The organism is Nodosilinea sp. FACHB-131, from assembly GCF_014695395.1.
Taxonomy (GTDB): Bacteria; Cyanobacteriota; Cyanobacteriia; order Phormidesmidales; family Phormidesmidaceae; genus Nodosilinea.
Map to the genome: position 1 here is coordinate 564,811 of NZ_JACJOF010000027.1, position 16,716 is coordinate 581,526.

General features: G+C 58.5%; 16 protein-coding genes. 12 read left to right on the forward strand and 4 right to left on the reverse strand.

The window, feature by feature from the left end; all coding sequences use genetic code 11:
* Window positions 1–8 precede the first annotated feature (8 nt).
* The 3 genes from H6F75_RS18930 to rarD all read left to right on the forward strand — a co-directional run bounded on the left by H6F75_RS18930 (window position 9) and on the right by rarD (window position 4,124).
* Entirely contained in the window at window positions 9–1,517 is a 1,509-nt protein-coding gene (locus H6F75_RS18930) for a UDP-N-acetylmuramoyl-L-alanyl-D-glutamate--2,6-diaminopimelate ligase (protein WP_190753978.1), read from the forward strand.
* 144 nt (window positions 1,518–1,661) lie between these two features.
* Window positions 1,662–3,167: an ATP-binding protein gene (locus H6F75_RS18935; protein WP_190753979.1), complete on the forward strand. Its 1,506-nt coding sequence runs from the start codon at window positions 1,662–1,664 to the stop codon at window positions 3,165–3,167.
* Between the two features lie 33 nt (window positions 3,168–3,200).
* Window positions 3,201–4,124, forward strand: a complete 924-nt coding sequence (rarD, locus tag H6F75_RS18940; protein ID WP_190753980.1) for an EamA family transporter RarD — start codon at window positions 3,201–3,203, stop codon at window positions 4,122–4,124.
* Between the two features lie 35 nt (window positions 4,125–4,159).
* On the opposite strand, the gene H6F75_RS18945 is transcribed toward rarD, so the two are convergent.
* Both H6F75_RS18945 and H6F75_RS18950 read right to left on the reverse strand, forming a co-directional pair.
* Entirely contained in the window at window positions 4,160–4,777 is a 618-nt protein-coding gene (locus H6F75_RS18945; RefSeq protein WP_190753981.1) for a hypothetical protein, read from the reverse strand.
* A gap of 96 nt (window positions 4,778–4,873) precedes the next feature.
* Complete coding sequence (locus H6F75_RS18950) at window positions 4,874–5,767, reverse strand: ABC transporter permease (RefSeq protein ID WP_190753982.1); 894 nt, start codon at window positions 5,765–5,767, stop codon at window positions 4,874–4,876.
* A 301-nt stretch (window positions 5,768–6,068) separates the two neighbouring features.
* Between H6F75_RS18950 and H6F75_RS18955 the strand changes: the two genes are divergently transcribed.
* A complete protein-coding gene (locus H6F75_RS18955) occupies window positions 6,069–6,653 on the forward strand; it encodes a hypothetical protein (RefSeq protein WP_190753983.1) in 585 nt (194 codons plus the stop codon).
* Window positions 6,654–6,746: 93 nt separating this feature from the next.
* On the opposite strand, the gene H6F75_RS18960 is transcribed toward H6F75_RS18955, so the two are convergent.
* Window positions 6,747–7,136: a hypothetical protein gene (locus H6F75_RS18960; RefSeq protein ID WP_073609919.1), complete on the reverse strand. Its 390-nt coding sequence runs from the start codon at window positions 7,134–7,136 to the stop codon at window positions 6,747–6,749.
* Window positions 7,137–7,255: 119 nt separating this feature from the next.
* Here H6F75_RS18960 and queA point away from each other — a divergent pair, with 119 nt between their 5' ends.
* Together queA and H6F75_RS18970 are read left to right on the forward strand one after the other, a co-directional pair.
* Window positions 7,256–8,389 carry a tRNA preQ1(34) S-adenosylmethionine ribosyltransferase-isomerase QueA gene (gene queA, locus H6F75_RS18965; protein WP_190753984.1) on the forward strand — a complete coding sequence of 378 codons (1,134 nt, stop codon included), beginning with the start codon at window positions 7,256–7,258 and terminating at the stop codon, window positions 8,387–8,389.
* An 84-nt stretch (window positions 8,390–8,473) separates the two neighbouring features.
* The gene (locus H6F75_RS18970) at window positions 8,474–9,310 is read left to right on the forward strand and encodes an alpha/beta hydrolase (protein WP_190753985.1); all 837 of its coding nucleotides are present in this window, start codon (window positions 8,474–8,476) and stop codon (window positions 9,308–9,310) included.
* 105 nt (window positions 9,311–9,415) lie between these two features.
* Here H6F75_RS18970 and H6F75_RS28235 read toward each other — a convergent pair whose 3' ends face one another.
* Window positions 9,416–10,531, reverse strand: coding sequence for a pentapeptide repeat-containing protein (locus H6F75_RS28235; RefSeq protein WP_190753986.1), 1,116 nt, complete (start codon window positions 10,529–10,531; stop codon window positions 9,416–9,418).
* A 255-nt stretch (window positions 10,532–10,786) separates the two neighbouring features.
* Between H6F75_RS28235 and H6F75_RS18980 the strand changes: the two genes are divergently transcribed.
* The 6 genes from H6F75_RS18980 (at window position 10,787) to H6F75_RS19005 (ending at window position 16,601) form a co-directional block, all read left to right on the forward strand.
* Window positions 10,787–11,719, forward strand: a complete 933-nt coding sequence (locus H6F75_RS18980) for an NAD-dependent epimerase/dehydratase family protein (protein WP_190753987.1) — start codon at window positions 10,787–10,789, stop codon at window positions 11,717–11,719.
* A gap of 344 nt (window positions 11,720–12,063) precedes the next feature.
* On the forward strand, window positions 12,064–13,425 hold the full coding sequence (gene der, locus H6F75_RS18985; RefSeq protein WP_190753988.1) for a ribosome biogenesis GTPase Der: 1,362 nt from the start codon (window positions 12,064–12,066) through the stop codon (window positions 13,423–13,425).
* A gap of 53 nt (window positions 13,426–13,478) precedes the next feature.
* A complete protein-coding gene (locus H6F75_RS18990) occupies window positions 13,479–13,682 on the forward strand; it encodes a hypothetical protein (RefSeq protein ID WP_190753989.1) in 204 nt (67 codons plus the stop codon).
* Window positions 13,683–13,686: 4 nt separating this feature from the next.
* Complete coding sequence (locus tag H6F75_RS18995; RefSeq protein ID WP_190753990.1) at window positions 13,687–14,115, forward strand: aspartyl protease family protein; 429 nt, start codon at window positions 13,687–13,689, stop codon at window positions 14,113–14,115.
* A gap of 117 nt (window positions 14,116–14,232) precedes the next feature.
* The gene (locus H6F75_RS19000; protein WP_190753991.1) at window positions 14,233–15,147 is read left to right on the forward strand and encodes an energy-coupling factor transporter transmembrane protein EcfT; all 915 of its coding nucleotides are present in this window, start codon (window positions 14,233–14,235) and stop codon (window positions 15,145–15,147) included.
* The gene (locus H6F75_RS19005) at window positions 15,129–16,601 is read left to right on the forward strand and encodes an anthranilate synthase component I (RefSeq protein ID WP_190753992.1); all 1,473 of its coding nucleotides are present in this window, start codon (window positions 15,129–15,131) and stop codon (window positions 16,599–16,601) included. Before H6F75_RS19000 ends, H6F75_RS19005 begins: the two co-directional genes overlap by 19 nt.
* The last annotated feature ends 115 nt before the right edge of the window (window positions 16,602–16,716 follow it).

The following is a 16,716-nucleotide window of genomic DNA, read 5'->3' on the forward strand; positions in this document are numbered from 1 at the left end:
TTGCTGACATGAAGCTGCGCCAACTGCTTGAGGACCTGCCTGCCGGGCTGATTGTACCCGGGTTCACCCTGGCTACAGAAGCGGAAGATGCTGAAATCAAGGGCCTGTGCACCAATTCCCACGCCTGTCAGCCGGGGGATGTGTTCATTGGCATGCCAGGCACCCGGGTCGATGGCGGTGAATTTTGGCCCAGTGCCGTGGAAGCGGGGGCCGCAGCGGCGTTAGTCTCCACCCAGGCGCTAGCGACCCGTCCTGCAGAGGACGATGCCTGCGTGGTGCCCATGACCGATATGTCGGTGGCCTGTGCCGAAGTGGCGGCGCGGTTCTACAACTACCCGGCCCGACAGATGGGGCTAGTGGGGGTCACGGGCACCAACGGCAAAACGACAACCACCCACCTGATCGAGCATTTGTTAAATGCAGCGGAGCAGCCCACAGCACTGCTGGGAACGCTCTACACTCGCTGGCCCGGGCACCAGAAAACCGCTCTCTACACGACTCCCTTTGCGGTAGAACTCCAAGCGGAACTGGCAACCGCGCGGGATGCCGGCTGTCGCTACGCGGTATTAGAAGTTAGCTCCCACGCCCTGGCTCAAAAGCGAGTATGGGGCTGTCCCTTTGAGGTGGCGGTCTTCACCAACCTGACCCAGGACCACCTCGACTATCACCGCGACATGGAGGATTACTTCCAGGCCAAGGCGCTGCTGTTTAGCGAGGCCTATCTGGCGGGTCGTGCGGTAGTGAATATCGATACGCCCTACGGCGATCGCCTTGTCTCCCAACTCCCAGCAGACCGGGTGTGGACCTACAGCACCCAGAATCCTGACGCCGACCTCTATACCGGCGATCTCACTTACCAGGCTAACGGCGTCACCGGAACCCTGAAGACCCCAGTGGGTACCGTGCCCTTCAGCTCACCGCTGGTGGGGCAGTTTAACCTAGAGAATTTGCTGGCGGCGGTGGGTGCGGCCCTGCACCTGGGCGTTTCCCTAGAAACAATCGCCGCCGCCCTGCCGGGCTTTGGCGGCGTGCCGGGACGCATGGAGCAGGTGAAGATTTCTGAGGCCCAGGACATCAGCGTGATTGTGGACTATGCTCACACGCCGGACAGTTTGAAGAGTTCTCTCACGGCGGCGCGGCCCTTTGTGCCGGGGCGGCTGATCTGCGTGTTTGGCTGCGGCGGCGATCGCGATCGCACCAAGCGCCCTCAGATGGGTCGCATTGCCTACGAGCTGGCCGATGTGGTGGTCGTCACCTCCGACAACCCCCGCACCGAAGACCCCGAGCAGATTCTGCGCGATGTGGTGGCGGGCATTCCGGCAACGCTAGGGGCAGATCAGGTGGTGGGCGATCGCGCTACCGCGATTCAGTCCGCTATTTCTATGGCCCAGCCCGGCGACGGCATCTTGATTGCCGGCAAGGGGCACGAAGACTACCAGATTCTCGGCACCGAAAAAATCCACTTTGACGATCGCGAACAGGCGCGCCATTCTCTCGAAAAACGGTATTCGGGCTAACAATTTAAGGTCAACGTGGCGGTGTTATGTGAATACACGCAACATTCTCACCGCCATTTTCAGTGGTTAAAGATACCCTAATAGGTGTTAGTGCTGCTCTGATTTTGGGTAGGCGCTAGCCTGGCCCCGGCCCGTTGGAGCACTATGCAGTCTTACCAAGAACAAGAGGTGTCGCTGCACCGGCTTCTACAGCTTACTGCGGCAGCCCCAGACTATGTCCAGGTAAAACCCAAGGGGTTCAAGGCAATTCTACAATCGACTGTAGAGTTCCTCGAAGCCCACGACATTCAGGCCCACCTGCTGGTCAAGCTGCCGGTGGGCGATCCCTGGAATGAGGATGTGCTGCGCTACGGCCAGGGGCTGGAGCTGCCCCATCGGGTGCTGCGGTTTGCGCGCCCTGATGCAGAACCTTCGCCTAGCTTGGGCAACGAAATCGTGGTGCCTTTGCCGGAGAGCCACACCTGGCGAGGCGACTACTTTGTGGTGGTGCAGTCTGAGTCCTTTGCGGCCATGCTGATTGCCCACCGGCTGCAGCCACTGTCGGCTACGCCCACAGCACAAAGTCAGCGACTGACCGCGGATGACCAACGCGACCCAGAGGATGACGATGAGGCCTCGCCGCCCCTAGGAGAAGCGACGGCGGCGCGATCGTCGTATTTGTCAGTGTGCTGTTCCATTAATCCTGACCTGGTGGCGACCGTGGTAAGTGCCATTCGCCGCCAGATTGAGCAAGGGGTCACCGCCGATGCCGGGCTTGATCTGGCTGCCCTGACCCAGCAGTGGCCCCAGCTACGGCCTACTCACTCACTCACCCCAACCTACCTGACCCTGGTCGATCGCTGGCTCAACTGGCAGCTCAAGCGCCAGGAACACCTGCGCCAGTCGGCCTCGACCTACCGCCGACAGGCGTTAAACATGTCGAGCCTGTCATCTCAAAACGAGGTGTTGATCAATACCCTGCGCCTCAAGGATGATTTTCTCAATACAGTGGGCCAGGAACTGCGCACTCCCCTCACCACCATCAAAACTGCCCTGACTCTGCTCGATTCGCCCCACCTCAAGCCTCCCCAGCGGCAGCGGTATATGGAGATGATCAGCCATGAGTGCGATCGCCAGAGTGCGCTGATTAGCGGCGTACTCAACCTGTTGCAGATGGAGACCAGCGTTAGCCAGGCTCAGCTCGACCCGCTAAATTTGTCGGAAACCGTGCCGCCGGTGGTCAGCACCTACCAGCCCCTGGCCGCAGAAAAGGGCGTGATGCTGGCCTACACCATCCCTAGCCAGGTGCCGCCGGTGCTTTGCCCCGACAGCTGGCTGCGACAGGTGATGATTCACCTGCTGAATAACAGTCTGAAATACACCCCCAGCGGTGGCCAGGTCTGGGTAACGGCTTCTAGCACCACAGACTACGCCGAGATTGAAGTGCGCGATACCGGTGCCGGCATTTCGGCCAGCGATCTGCCCCACATTTTTGAGCACTTCTATCGAGGCCGCAACCTGCCCCCTGCTGAAACCGAAGGGGCCGGTCTAGGGTTATCGATTGTGCAGCAGCTCCTCTTGTACTGCGGCGGCAATATAGTAGCTCGCAGCCAGCCCGGTGAAGGGACGACGATGGTGGTGCGGCTGCCCATTCACCACAGGCGACCCTAGTCGTTAGAATGTGTGCTTTGAGCGGCGATTTCTTTGACCTTACCTAAACCTGGGTCGGCTGCCTCCAGCAATCGCTCCGATGACAGGACAGGGGCAATATATGCCCTGTTGGCCTACAGCACTTGGGGGCTGCTGCCCATCTATTGGAAGCTGTTGGGCGCTGCCTCTGCTGTGGAGGTGCTCAGCCACCGCATGATCTGGTCGGCGGTATTTTTAGTCGGCATTTTGCTGGTGCAGCGGCGGCTGGGAGATTTGCAAACGCTCCTGCGATCGCCCCGCAAAGTGCTGGTGCTGCTGCTGACCGCCAGTCTGCTGACCTTTAACTGGGGGCTATATATCTACGGGGTGAACAGCGATCGCGTCGTCGAAGCCAGCCTGGGCTACTACATCAACCCGCTGGTGACTGTGCTGCTAGGGTTTATCTTCCTCAAAGAGCGCCTGTACCGGGGGCAGCAGGTGGCCGTAGCGCTGGCGGTGGTGGGGGTAGGCTACTTCATCTGGCAGCTGGGCACCGTGCCGTGGATTGCCCTAGCGCTGGCCATTTCCTTTGCGTTTTACGGCCTGTTGCGCAAAGTGGTGGCGGTGGCTCCGCTGGTGGGCCTGGCAGTCGAAACCCTGCTCATTACCCCCCTGGTGCTGCTGTTTGTCAGCTGGCTCGCGGCCAGCGGTCAGGGGCACTTTGGGGAAAGCCTGCCGATTACCCTGCTGTTTGTCGGGGCTGGCGTGGCGACGTCGATGCCGCTGCTGTGGTTTAACAAAGCGGCCAAACGGCTGACCTTAGCAACCCTCGGCTTCTTTCAGTACCTGGCCCCGTCGCTATCGCTGCTGCTGGGGGTATTTGTCTACGGTGAGCCGTTCACCCCAGTTCACGTGGTCACCTTTGCCTGCATTTGGACGGCGCTGCTGCTGTATTCCGTTACAGCGCTGCGGGCTCGGGGGAGCGATCGCAGCGTGTGACGGCAGCCTGCTAACAGTTGGTGCCCTGGCGCCATCTAGGGACAGGGCACAGCGCTGGCATTGATCACTTGGCCGTTAGCGCTGGTTTCTACTACCCAACCGGTGCTGCCATCAAAGATAGTCACCTCTACCCAGGTGTTACCATCGCCAGGGGCCCAACGCCGGGGCGGATTGGTAGATGCGTAGATTGTGTCTCCAGCATTGTAGTTGGCCAAGATAGCGGCATCGTTGGCAGTTGTGGCCCTCACCGCAAGCCGCACATTGGCTCGAAAGCAGGCTCGCACCGCAGGCGGTGGGCCGCCACAGGGGCCTAAAAATGAGGCACTAACCCAGCCCATAGGCTGCACCGACGACAGGCCGTTAAAGTTATTTTCTAAAAAGATCTGGGCACGGCCTTGGGCCAGAACCCCCGTTAAGAGCACTTGGGTACCTCCTGGCAGGGTGCCCAGGCGATTGGTGACTGGCCCCAGGCTGGTGTTGTCAAACACCTCAGCGGCCTGGTTGAGCTGGCGGCACTGGCGAATTAGACTTTGATTTTCTTGCAGGCCTTGAATGATAGCCCTGGGGGTTTGGGCCAAGGCGGTAGGGCTTAAGCTGCAAGCGATTGTCGCCGTCGCCAGCCCAACGGCCAGGGGTTTCAAGGGTTTTGTCATCGCAGATCTCCTATCCTCTCCTCAACGTAGATCCTGCTGCCCAGGCTAGGGTCAGCTTGGGATTGATAGTATCTCTAGAGGTGACCTGATGGGGCGCTAGCGCCAGTTTTCGCGGCGTAGCAGGGGGTTCATCAACTCATTCAGCCCCTCGCCCACTAGAGAAAGCCCCGTCACCATCAGGGTCAGAGCCAACCCAGGAAACAGCGCCGTCCACCAGATGCCGGTGGGCAACGCATCAAGAGCTTGGCGCACGTCGGCTCCCCACTCGGGTATCTGTTCGGGCAGACCCAGCCCTAAAAACCCCAGACCCCCCAGCACCAAAATGGCGTCAGCGGCGTTGAGGGTAAACAGCACCGGCACGCTTTGAATTACGTTGAGAAACAGGTAGCGGGTCAGAACCGTCCAGGTCGAAGCCCCCATCGCCTGAGCGGCTTCGATAAACAGCTCAGTCTTGACGCTAACAGTGTGGTTGCGCACCACCCGATAATACTGAGGAATATAGGCAATGCTGAGGGCGATCGCCGCGTTTACCACCCCTCGGCCCACCACAAAAGCCAGGGTGACCGAGAGCAGCAGCCCCGGCAGGGTGTAGATCGTATCCATAAAGAACAGCAGAGCGCGATCGAGCCAGCCGCCCAGGTAACCACTGACCATGCCCAGGGGTACCCCAATCGCCACGCTCAGCAGCGTAGCCAGCAGCACCACCTGCCAGGCGGCGCGGGTGCCAAACAGCGTACGCGAAAACACGTCATAGCCCTGCCGCGTAGTGCCAAACCAGTGGGCACCGCCGGGGGGCTCATGGATGGGGTTTTGTAGGGCGGTGGTGGGGTCAAGCACCCAGCCCCAGCTCTGCATCAGCGGCGCTAGTAGGGCAATCAGAATAAACGCCAGGGTGATGGCTAAGCCCACCCCCATCAGCACCATCGACACGTTGGCCGCTGGTTTGGCGGCTGGGTTGCGCAGCAGGGGCAATCGCGGAGTGGTAGCCATAGCAGCGCACCGGGCAGTAGTGAATAGGCTCTTATTATGCCAGAGCCAGGGCCAAAGACCGGGACTGGGGGCGATCGCCCAGTCCACCCACCGGCCTTGTCATAATGAATTTAGTCGGCTTTAACCTAAGCAGCCTAGGGTATGGGGTTCAGGGTATAGGGTTTAGGGCAGGCCTTGAACCCTATACCTTGAACCCTGAACCCCACTAACCCTGTCCTTTGGCTTGGCAGACTATTAGTACCCGATCAAATATTTCGAGCAGGCGAGACCACGATTGCCCTACCTACTCTCTGGAGATCCCATGACTGTCACTGATAGCGTCACTGCCCTACCTACGCCCCAGGTTCTAGAGGTCGCCGCCTCTGGCGCAAAGCCTAGCGCTCAGCAGGTGACGGCCGCCCTGCTAGACGCCGAGCGGCAAACCAAGGCAGAGCGGCGGCAGTTTTCCCCCGAGGCGCTGTTGGGCACTTGGCGGTTGCGGTTTACGGCTCCCAAAAAGCCCACCTACAAAGCGGGAAAACCGCAGGGAAGTGGGTTTTATGTGCCGGGGCTGGCGATTGCTACCATTGGCTTCAACCGAGACGACAATGACCAGCTAACTATTCAAAATCAGCTTCAGGTAGGGCCGGCCAAACTGCGGTTTACGGGGCCAGCCAAGTTTTTGCCCAAAAAAAACCTGCTGGCCTTTGATTTCGTTCGCCTTCAGGTGATGTTGGGTGGTTTGACGCTGATCAATTTACCCTTGCGCAGCAAAGCCGCTAAGGCAGGCGATTTTGCGGCTACTTCAGTCGCCAAGCTGCCGTTTTTCTCCTTCTTTGTGGCTGAGGAAGGTCATGTTGCTGCTCGGGGGCGCAGCGGTGGGCTGGCCCTATGGGTCAAAGAATAGGGGGCAAAAAATAGGGGCAGGTTAACCCCGCCCCCAAGGGACATGTCTTAAGATCAGCAGAGGCCATCGGTGGGGATGCCTCTGCAAAGCCGCTCAGGCTAGGGTTTCGGGGCAGTAGCCCAGGCCCATCACAAACTGACGGCGGAAGGCTTCGATCTCTTCGCGATCGGGCTTGCCGTGGGAGACGATCGCCACCTGGTAGCGGCGCATGACATCAATGGGCGATTGCCCAGTTTCTAAGCCCCAAAGCGCCATGCGAACTCGAATGCCGGGGTCGTAGGCTACCCCCAGTTCGTTCATGTAGGCGCGAAAGTCTTCGGCGTCAGGAACGCCAATGTTGTCGTTCATTTTGACGCGGATGACCCATCCATCGATCTGATGAATCACCGTCATAAACTCCAGAGGCAATCTCGGGGTGCCCAGCAGGTGTTCGACTACACGGAGGGTCAAACTGGCATTGGCGAGATAGTAGGTGTATTCCATCGTTGACCTTTAGGCAGGTGCTAGAGTTCTTATGTCCTTATTGTCCGGGATTGGCTCTCAGGTTGTTAGGGTTAAGTCCCCCTACTCGACCTGGGTGTATCCACCCAACCTGCTAGGCGATGTGCAATATTTCAAAACTTGCCCCAGAGACGGATCCAAGAGCCCAGAGCCCTTCTGCTGAGTATTCCCTGGCGGCCTACCAATATTCTCTTCCGCCAGAAAAAATTGCTCAGACTCCCGTCACGCCAAGGGATTCGTCGCGTTTGCTGGTAGTCGATAGCCCCACTACCCATCGTCATCACCGCTTCCGCGACCTGCCTACGCTGCTGCAGCCGGGTGACTTGCTGGTCCTCAACGACACCCGGGTGATCCCGGCCCGGCTACCTGGGTATAAACCCAGCGGTGCCCAGGTGGAGGTGTTTTTGCTGGAGGATCGGGGCGATAACCAGTGGCTGGCCCTAGTGCGCCCGGGTCGCCGACTCAAGCCAGGGGCTACAGTGCATTTTGGCCCCAACCCCAACCAGCCCCACCTGGTGGCTCAGGTGCTCGCTACCGACCCTGAGACCAACGGTCGCCTGCTGAAGTTTGAGCCCCAGGGAAGTGAGTCCCTATGGGCCCTGTTTGAGCGGCTGGGGGAAGTCCCCCTACCGCCCTACATCACCGACAGAGCGGCTTCCCCCGACCAGTATCAGACAGTCTATGCTGAGGCCCCAGGGGCGGTGGCGGCTCCGACGGCGGGGCTGCACTTTACGCCAGAGCTGTTTGAGCGGTTAGAAGAGAGGGGGGTGGGGCGATCGCACATCACCCTCCACGTCGGTGTGGGCACCTTTCGCCCGGTGGAGGCCGACAATATTCTCGACCACAAGATGCACGCTGAATGGATTGATGTTTCGCCAGAAACCGTAGCGCAGATCAACGCTACTAAAGCCCGAGGTGGGCGAGTAATTGCTGTCGGTACAACGGTGGTGCGTGCCCTAGAAGGGGCTGCCCAAGGCGGCGAGCTACAACCCTACCAGGGCAAAGTAAACCTGTTTATTTACCCCGGTTACCAGTACCGAGCGATCGATGGGCTGATTACCAATTTTCACTTGCCGGGCTCTAGTCTGCTGATGCTGGTCAGCGCGTTGATTGGCCGAGAGCGGTTGCTGGGGCTATATGAAACCGCTATTCAACACGACTACCGGTTTTATTCCTTTGGCGATGCCATGCTAATTTTGCCTGAGGCCGTCCAGGGTGAAAACATCGAGCGATAGAGGGTGGGTTGGTCTGGCGATCGCGCTCCGGTACTCTACCTGGGTAGCAACCCTGCCTGTTCTTCGGCAAAGGCTGATCGAACGATGTCGTCTGCTCGTCACAATCTATCTAGCGCGTCCGTGCCTCTGGCCTACCGGCAGTGGGGAGATGGCGAACCACTGATGCTGCTCCACGGGCTAGCTGACCACGGGTTGGTGTGGCAGAGCCTGGCTGAAACCTTAGGGCCGCGCTATCGCTGTCTGGCCCCTGACCTGCGCGGTCATGGCGACAGCGGCAAGCCCGACGATGTCGTCGCTTACGATGCGCTTGAACTGGTTGACGATCTAGAAGCGCTGGCGATCGCCTGTCACGCTGATCGAATCACCGTTGTGGCCCATTCGTGGGCCGCCAAACTGGCCTTGCTGTGGTCCAAGCGCCAGCCCCAGCGCGTTCGCCGTCTGGTGTTGGTAGATCCGTTTTTTGTGAATCAGTTGCCGAGATGGCTGCAACCCACGTTGCCGCTGTTCTATCGCACCCTGCCCTTTTTGAAGGTGATGGGGCCGTTTGAGAGCTATGAGGCGGCAGAATCCGTCGCCCGCAGCCTGAAGCAGTACCGGGGCTGGAGCCCCCTGCAAGCCGCCGCGTTTCGATCCGGCATGGAGCAGAAGCCCGATGGCCGCTGGGGGAGCAAGTTTGCGATCGCCGCCCGCAACGGCGTGTTTCGCGACACGCTGCATCGGGCCGGGCTCACCGCAGAGCTGGCGGTGCCAACCCTGCTGCTGCTGCCCCAAGCTGGGCTCAACCGTGCGGACTGGCAGCTCAAACCCTACCGCACCCACTTGCCCAACCTAAAAATTCAGACCATCCCCGGTAACCACTGGCCCCACCTGGTGGAACCTGAGGCGTTTAATCAAAGCGTGGCCGGTTACTTGGAGGGGTGACTGGGGAGAAGGGGTATCAGGTGAAGGGTTCAAGGTTTTAGGTAGTGTTCCGAACCCTGTACCCTACACCTTGAACCCTGAACCGTTGTTCTATCCCATCACAAATTAATCGTGAATGGATCCATCGGGCATGATCGCCCCAGTAAGAATGGCGCCGGTGAGCTTGACCATGGTACGGCCCCCCACGGCTACCTTCGCGCCGCTGAGGTCAGCCCCGCTGAGATCGGCCCCGCTAAAGTCAGCCCCAATCAGGTCGGCTTCGCGTAGGTTGGCGTGGCTGAGGTCGGCCTGGAGCAGGTTGGCGCGAAACAGTTTGGCCTTGCTGAGGTTGGCCCGGTTGAGGTTGACCTTGTGCAAAAAGGCGTCGCTGAGGTCGGCCCCGCTGAGGTTAGCCTCGCTGAGGTTCCGTCCCCCAAAGTCTTTTTCGCGCAGGTTGGCCCCGCTCATGTCGGTGCCGCTGAGGTCGGGGTTTTGGCGCGATCGGGCGGCTCCGCTGCGAGTGTGGGCGTTGTAGCTGTTGTAGGAGTCGTTGGGGGGTTTGGAGCTAGCCTGGCTGCTGGGGGGGGAGCTAGATGCTTTGCCGTTGGTACTGGCCTGACTCTGGGTGCCCGAACTGCCCTTGGCGCTGGCAGCCTTATCGCCCCCTACCCCTGCCGCTGCATCGCGCCGCTCACGGTAGGTTTGCGACTGGCTGGTGCTAGAGCTTGAAGAGGGGCCGCTGCTCGATGTGCCCGAGCCCGAGGATGGGTTGCCGTCGCTCTGGCTGGCCCCGTAGTAGCTGCCGCCGTAGGTGCTGCGCTGGTAGCGGTAGTAACGATTGTGGGAGGCCGAGCGCTGCTCCTCTTCGCTGTCGTCATCTTGGGACTTGGCGCTACCATAGCCCTTGCTGTTATAGCCGTTGCTATAGGTCGAGCGATAGTCGCCGTTGCCGTAGCCGCTTGCGGTCGAGGGGCGATAGCTGCTGCTGCTGGCGGTGCCGTAGCGACTGCTGGCTGAGCTGGCGCTGCTGCGACTATTGCGGTTGTGCGATCGCAGCAAATCTCGGGCGTGGTTCAGCGCTTTGATCTTGTCTTGGGCTTTTTGATACAGTCGCTCGTTGTCTTGGGGAATGCGATCGGGGTGCCAGACGAACACTAGATCTTTATACGCCTGGTTGACTTCCTCAATAGAGGCACCGGGCTCTAGCTCCAAAATTCTATAGGCGTTGTCCAGCTCTCGCATGTAGAGACAATCTCGCGCTTAGGGTGTCAAGGCCGGTGCTCAACTCATAACATTTTAGGCGGGTTCCCCCCCTAGCGTAAGATCTGGGCCGTTATCTACTGGTTTGCTTAACGGCTTTGACCCTAAATCCCTTGATTCTTCGACAGAATTTGGGGGATCGGCGCAGCTTAATATACATACATTAAGTTCAGTGCGTCTTCCAGCATGTTGCTTTCAGCATGTTCTAGGCGGCTGGTTAGCAGGAAGGAGAGGGCAATGCGTGTACTGGTCATAGGTGGCACCCGATTTATTGGGGTGTATCTAACCAAACTATTGATTGAGCAGGGCCACGAGGTGGTGCTGTTTAACCGGGGCAACCATCCCGCGCCGGTGGAGGGGGTGCCGACCATTGTGGGCGATCGCACCGACCCCAACAGCCTCAAAACCCAGCTAGCGGGCGAAACCTTCGACGCCATCTTCGACAACAACGGGCGCGAGCTGAGCGATACCCAGCCGCTGGTTGAGCTGTTTGGCGACAAGCTCCAGCACTTTGTTTACGTCAGCTCCGCTGGGGTATACCTCAAATCTGACCAAATGCCCCACATCGAAGGCGATGCGGTGGATCCAAAGAGCCGCCACAAAGGCAAGTTTGAAACCGAGGCCTACCTGGAAGCTCAGGGGGTGCCTTTTACCTCGGTGCGCCCGGTCTACATTTATGGCCCGCAGAACTACAACCCGCTAGAGGCCTGGTTCTTTGATCGGGTAGTGCGCGATCGCCCCATCCCCATCCCCGGCAACGGCATGCACCTCACCCAGCTGGGCCATGTGCAAGACCTGGCCGCCGCAATGGCAGCGGTGCTGGGGAACGAGACGGCGATCGGCCAAATCTACAATATCTCCGGCGAAAAAGCCGTCACCTTCAACGGCCTAGCTCGCGCCTGCGCGGCGGCAGCGGGTAAGGATCCTGATAGCCTCAAAATTGTTCACTACGACCCCAAGGCCTTTGATTTTGGTAAAGCCAAAGCTTTCCCTATGCGGGTGCAGCACTTCTTTACCGCCATCGATAAGGCTCAGGCAGAATTGAGCTGGGCACCAACTTACGATCTGGTGACCGGGCTCAGAGATTCGTTCCAAAACGACTATCTTGCTTCTGGCGCAGACAAAGCCGCGATCGATTTTGCCCTTGATGACAAAATTTTAGCGGCCTAAAAAACTTCTAGGTAGGGTGGGCACTGCCCACCTTCGAACGAGAAAACAACTCACAGCTTTCTGGCAAAAGAGCTTGCTCTAGGGTGAGCATTGCCTACCTTTGGTCTAGCGATAATCGCGGGATAGCTATCTCACGTGCTACGACCGTCAGCTAACGATCGCATTGAAGCCTGTGTCTCAGTTGCTTTCCATAGGTCATCCTTTAATCACCTAACTTTCCCAGACCGTGATCTCTTGACTACAATGGAAAGATTGGGAAGATTTTCCCATTGATGATCTGGGCGTCTAGCAATGTGTGGCTTCCAGGTCTGCTGAACCATTCATCTGCCTAAAAGGCCCAAGCTATGCCACTGCCTGTTGTTGCGGTTATCGGACGCCCAAATGTGGGCAAATCTACTTTGGTGAACCGCCTGGCCGGGGCTCAAGACGCCATTGTCTACGATCAGCCCGGGGTGACGCGCGATCGCACCTACCAGCCCGCCTTTTGGCGCGATCGCGACTACCTGGTGGTCGATACTGGCGGCTTGGTGTTTGACGACGACACCGAATTTTTGCCCTACATTCGCGAACAGGCCCAGCTAGCCCTCACCGAGGCCAGTGCGGCGGTATTTGTAGTTGACGGTAAAGTTGGCCCCACCGAGTCAGATCGCGAAATCGCTAGCTGGCTTAGGCAGCAGTCGGTGCCGGTGCTGCTGGCAGTCAACAAGTGCGAGTCGCTGGACCACGGCCTAGTGCAGGCGGCGCAGTTTTGGGAACTGGGGCTGGGTGAGCCCTACCCCGTCTCTGGCATCCACGGCAACGGCACGGGGGAACTGCTGGACGCCCTGGTAGAGTTCCTCCCCGAAACCGTTGAAGAAACCGCCGAAGAGGAGATCAAAGTCGCCATTGTGGGACGGCCCAACGTGGGCAAGTCGAGCCTGCTAAATGCCTTTGTAGGTGAAACTCGCGCCATTGTTAGTCCAATTTCGGGAACGACTCGCGATGCGATCGACATGCAGGTGCAGCACGGCGACAAGACCTATCGCCTAATCGACACGGCAGGAATTCGCAAGAAAAAAAGCGTGGAGTATGGGCCAGAGTTCTTTGGCATCAACCGCGCCTTCAAAGCCATTCGCCGGGCCGACGTGGTGCTGCTGGTGATCGACGCCCTCGACGGCGTTACCGAGCAAGATCAGAAGCTAGCGGGCCGCATCGAAGAAGACGGTCGCGCCTGCATTATCGTTGTCAACAAGTGGGATGCGGTAGAAAAAGATAGCCACACTATCTACGATTTCGACCACCAAATCTCCGCCCGACTGAACTTTCTTGACTGGGCCAAGCGCATCTTTGTCAGCGCCAAGACTGGCCAGCGGGTGCCCAAAATTCTAGAGCTAGTCGATCATGCAGTTGAGCAGCACCGTCGTCGGGTCAGCACCTCAGTCGTCAATGAAGTGCTGGAAGATGCGGTTAAGTGGCACACGCCGCCCACTACCCGCCAGGGTCGCCAGGGCCGCATCTACTACGGCACTCAGGTCACCGTGCGTCCGCCCTCCTTCACGCTGTTTGTGAATGATCCCCACCTACTGAAGGACAACTACCGTCGCTATGTAGAGCGACAGTTTCGTGAAAACCTGGGCTTTGAGGGCACACCCATTCGCATCTTCTGGCGGGGCAAGGCCATGCGCGATCTAGAGCGCAACAACCCCAACCGAGCGACGAAAGTGTAGGGTAACTGCTGCGTTAAGCTGGAATTAAATTTAACCAGTGCTGCTCTCCTGTCATGGTTTCACCAGAATTGATCTCTAGCTTGAGAGAACTTAGCCGCCCAGACAAGTTCTACATCATGCAGCTTTTAATTGCGGAATTAGCTCAGCAGGAAACTGAGCTGATTAAGCCTGGACAGGCTTACCCGGTATGGTCACCCTATGGTGCTTATGAGGCAGCAGATGCGATGTTAAAAGCACTACAGTCACCTAAAGCCTAAGACCATGCGTGATGCTGAGCGGTATCCATTTCTTTCTGGTGATTTGGCACTAGGTGAAGCTAGTTTTTGTCCGTATCTACCATTTACTTTGACCCATCAAGAAAAAACCATTGCAGCCTCTGCTCTGTTAGATACTGGGGCGAGTGTAAACGTGCTGCCCTATTTGCTAGGGGTCGAACTGGGATACAACTGGGAGCAACAAACAACAGCCCTGAGTCTGACAGGAAACTTAGCTCAGTACGAAGCGCGGGTTGTTCTCTCTCAAGCCACTATTGGTCTGTTTGAGCCTGTGCGACTAGTCTTTGCGTGGACACAGGCTGCAAATATACCTCTCATTTTGGGGCAGGTAAATTTTTTCATGGAGTTTGATGTTTGCTTCTACCGATCACAGCTGGAGTTTGCGGTTAGCCCAAAGGCTTCTGCCTCTGGATAGCTTGATTGCTTTTGTCAGTCACCTAATGTTGGCTTGCGAATAGAGTTGTAGGATGCGCTAAACCCTTCGGCTTCTAATTGTTGATCTGGAATCTTTTGTCTCATTTAACCTGACTCGATGGATCTTCTTCGCTCTTTACCCATTGGCCTGTATCTGGAGCAGCCGGTAACCTGGCTGCACCGGCTTGACCCCAGGGTCAAAATGGCCTGGCTGATGAGCATTTTGGTGACGCCGATTTTGGCAAATGCCTACTGGCGGTTTGGGCTGGTGGCGTTGCTGGTGCTGCTGACTCTGGCGGCGCTGATTCCGCTGCGGGTGTGGCGACAGCAAATGGGCTGGCTGGTGGTGCTCAGCGGCATCGTGATGTTGTTGACCTTTGTCATGCCCGATGGGCTGCAGGTGGCGCAGACGCCTCGGCTACCCACTCCAGCCGACATGGTCACCCTAGAGAATCCGCCGGAGGTGCTGCCCGAGCTGCCGCAGCCCACGTCCTACCGCTATGTGGTGTTTGACTGGGGGCCGATTAATGTAACGCGGCGATCGCTCGATTTGGGCATTCGTATTGGCACCCTGCTGTTTACGCTGATCTACGGCACTAACCTCTACCTGCTCACCACCGCGCCCGAAGAAATTACCGTGGCCCTGGAGGCGCTGATGGCCCCGCTGCGCTGGTTTCGCCTGCCGGTGACCGAGATTGCCCTGACGGTGACACTCTCCCTGCGGTTCATTCCCCTGGTGCTGGAGGAGGTGCAGAATTTGGTGCGATCGGTGCAGACCCGCGCCATCAACTGGAAGAAACTGGGCTTTCGCGGCTCGGCCCAAGTGTGGCTAGCGGTGATGGAGCGCCTGCTGCAAAACCTGCTGCTGCGGGCCGAGCAAATCGCGGCAGCGATGGAGGTGCGCGGTTTCACCAGCCCCAATGAGCACCGGGTGCGCTGGTATCAGCTGTTGCTCAGGTCGTGGGACTGGTTTGCCCTGGGGCTGTTGGTCGTGTTTTGGTGGGCGCGCTGGGTATGGGGAGGCGAGATTTGACCTGGTGGGTGCGATCGCAGTCCCTCAGGCACCGCACCGGCAGTGATATTTTCCAGGCCCTCTACGGCGATCTGTTGCGGCAGCCCCCCAGCCCCTCCACCCTGGTAGCCCTGCTAGAGAGTCCCTACCCCTTACCAGCTGTCGCCCGGCCCCACGCTGCCCAGGGGCGCTACTCGATCTGTGCTGGGCCGCCTCGCCAGGTAAAGGGACTGCCACAGATATGGACTCCGTTGGTGGGGAGTATTTTGCCCATATTAAGAGAGCGGTTGGCCGAGGGCGATCGGCTGACGCTCCTTGGAGACGAGGCTGAGACCGCTGAGCAAACCCTGCCCTTTACCGGCGGTTGGTTGGGCTGGCTCGGCTACGACTTAGCCTGGGAAATCGAGCGCTTACCCAGCCTAAAAACCGATTCTCTCCCTTTTCCGGTGGCACTTTGGTACGAGCCAAAGACCTTTGCCCTGCTCGACCATCAGACCCAGCGGCTGTGGCTGTTTGCCCCCTCCTCCGCAGAGCTAGATACTATGGAGAAGCAGCTGGAGCTGCCTACTGTAGATGAGGCCTGCTTTGCCCTACCAGAGGGCGATCCCCGCCCTGTGACCCTGGGTATGGCGGCGGCAGAGTACCAGCAAGCTGTGCTTCAGGCAAAGCAGCATATTCAGGCGGGGGACGTATTTCAGGTCAATCTTTCCCTTCGCTTTTCAACGGTTACTACGACCCACAGCTGGGCGCTATACCGCCAGCTGCACCGCATCAACCCGTCGCCCTTTGCCTGCTACTGGCGTACCCCCTGGGGCGATGTTATTAGCTGTTCGCCCGAACGGTTGGTGAAACTACAGGATGGCATTGCCCAGACTCGTCCCATTGCCGGTACCCGACCGCGGGGATCAACGCCAGAACAGGATGCAGAGCTGGCCAAAACCTTGCTCAGCAACCCCAAAGAGCGGGCCGAGCACATCATGCTGGTGGATCTGGAACGCAACGATCTAGGCCGGGTGTGTCGGTGGGGCACCGTGCAGGTGAATGAGCTGCTGACCGTGGAATACTACAGCCATGTGATGCACCTAGTCAGCAACGTAGTGGGGGAACTAGGGTGCGATCCCCGCGCTGGTGAGTCTCACCAATACACCGCCATTGACCTCATCAAGGCTACTTTCCCTGGCGGTACCATCACCGGCTGTCCTAAGGTACGCTGCATGGAAATTATCGAAGACCTAGAGCCTGTCCGTCGCAGCTTATTCTACGGCTCCTGTGGCTATCTCGATCGCCGTGGCCACCTCGACCTAAACATTTTGATTCGCACGCTGTTGGTTGGGCATACTGATAGCTCAACGACCGCGTCTACCGTGTGGGGGCAGGTTGGGGCTGGCATCGTCGCCGACAGCGATCCGGCCAAAGAGTGGCAAGAATCTCTGCAAAAAGCCAGGGCGCAACTGCTGGCATTGGGGTTGGGGTAACTCCGCCATTCCCGTAAATAACGGTTGATCTGCTTGAGAATGCATGCAGACAGCGCACCAGGTTCTAGAATGCATGTGGCGAATTGAACAGACACGACTATCGTCCTGCCGTAAG

Bases quoted from the DNA above. Each gene is read 5' to 3' on its own strand.
- H6F75_RS18930 (WP_190753978.1), top strand. From the start codon at position 9: ATGAAGCTGCGCCAACTGCTTGAGGACCTGCCTGCCGGGCTGATTGTA.
- H6F75_RS18935 (WP_190753979.1), top strand. From the start codon at position 1,662: ATGCAGTCTTACCAAGAACAAGAGGTGTCGCTGCACCGGCTTCTACAG.
- H6F75_RS18945 (WP_190753981.1), bottom strand. From the start codon at position 4,777: ATGACAAAACCCTTGAAACCCCTGGCCGTTGGGCTGGCGACGGCGACA.
- H6F75_RS18950 (WP_190753982.1), bottom strand. From the start codon at position 5,767: ATGGCTACCACTCCGCGATTGCCCCTGCTGCGCAACCCAGCCGCCAAA.
- H6F75_RS18955 (WP_190753983.1), top strand. From the start codon at position 6,069: ATGACTGTCACTGATAGCGTCACTGCCCTACCTACGCCCCAGGTTCTA.
- H6F75_RS18960 (WP_073609919.1), bottom strand. From the start codon at position 7,136: ATGGAATACACCTACTATCTCGCCAATGCCAGTTTGACCCTCCGTGTA.
- queA (WP_190753984.1), top strand. From the start codon at position 7,256: ATGTGCAATATTTCAAAACTTGCCCCAGAGACGGATCCAAGAGCCCAG.
- H6F75_RS18970 (WP_190753985.1), top strand. From the start codon at position 8,474: ATGTCGTCTGCTCGTCACAATCTATCTAGCGCGTCCGTGCCTCTGGCC.
- H6F75_RS28235 (WP_190753986.1), bottom strand. From the start codon at position 10,531: ATGCGAGAGCTGGACAACGCCTATAGAATTTTGGAGCTAGAGCCCGGT.
- H6F75_RS18980 (WP_190753987.1), top strand. From the start codon at position 10,787: ATGCGTGTACTGGTCATAGGTGGCACCCGATTTATTGGGGTGTATCTA.
- der (WP_190753988.1), top strand. From the start codon at position 12,064: ATGCCACTGCCTGTTGTTGCGGTTATCGGACGCCCAAATGTGGGCAAA.
- H6F75_RS18990 (WP_190753989.1), top strand. From the start codon at position 13,479: ATGGTTTCACCAGAATTGATCTCTAGCTTGAGAGAACTTAGCCGCCCA.
- H6F75_RS18995 (WP_190753990.1), top strand. From the start codon at position 13,687: ATGCGTGATGCTGAGCGGTATCCATTTCTTTCTGGTGATTTGGCACTA.
- H6F75_RS19000 (WP_190753991.1), top strand. From the start codon at position 14,233: ATGGATCTTCTTCGCTCTTTACCCATTGGCCTGTATCTGGAGCAGCCG.
- H6F75_RS19005 (WP_190753992.1), top strand. From the start codon at position 15,129: ATGGGGAGGCGAGATTTGACCTGGTGGGTGCGATCGCAGTCCCTCAGG.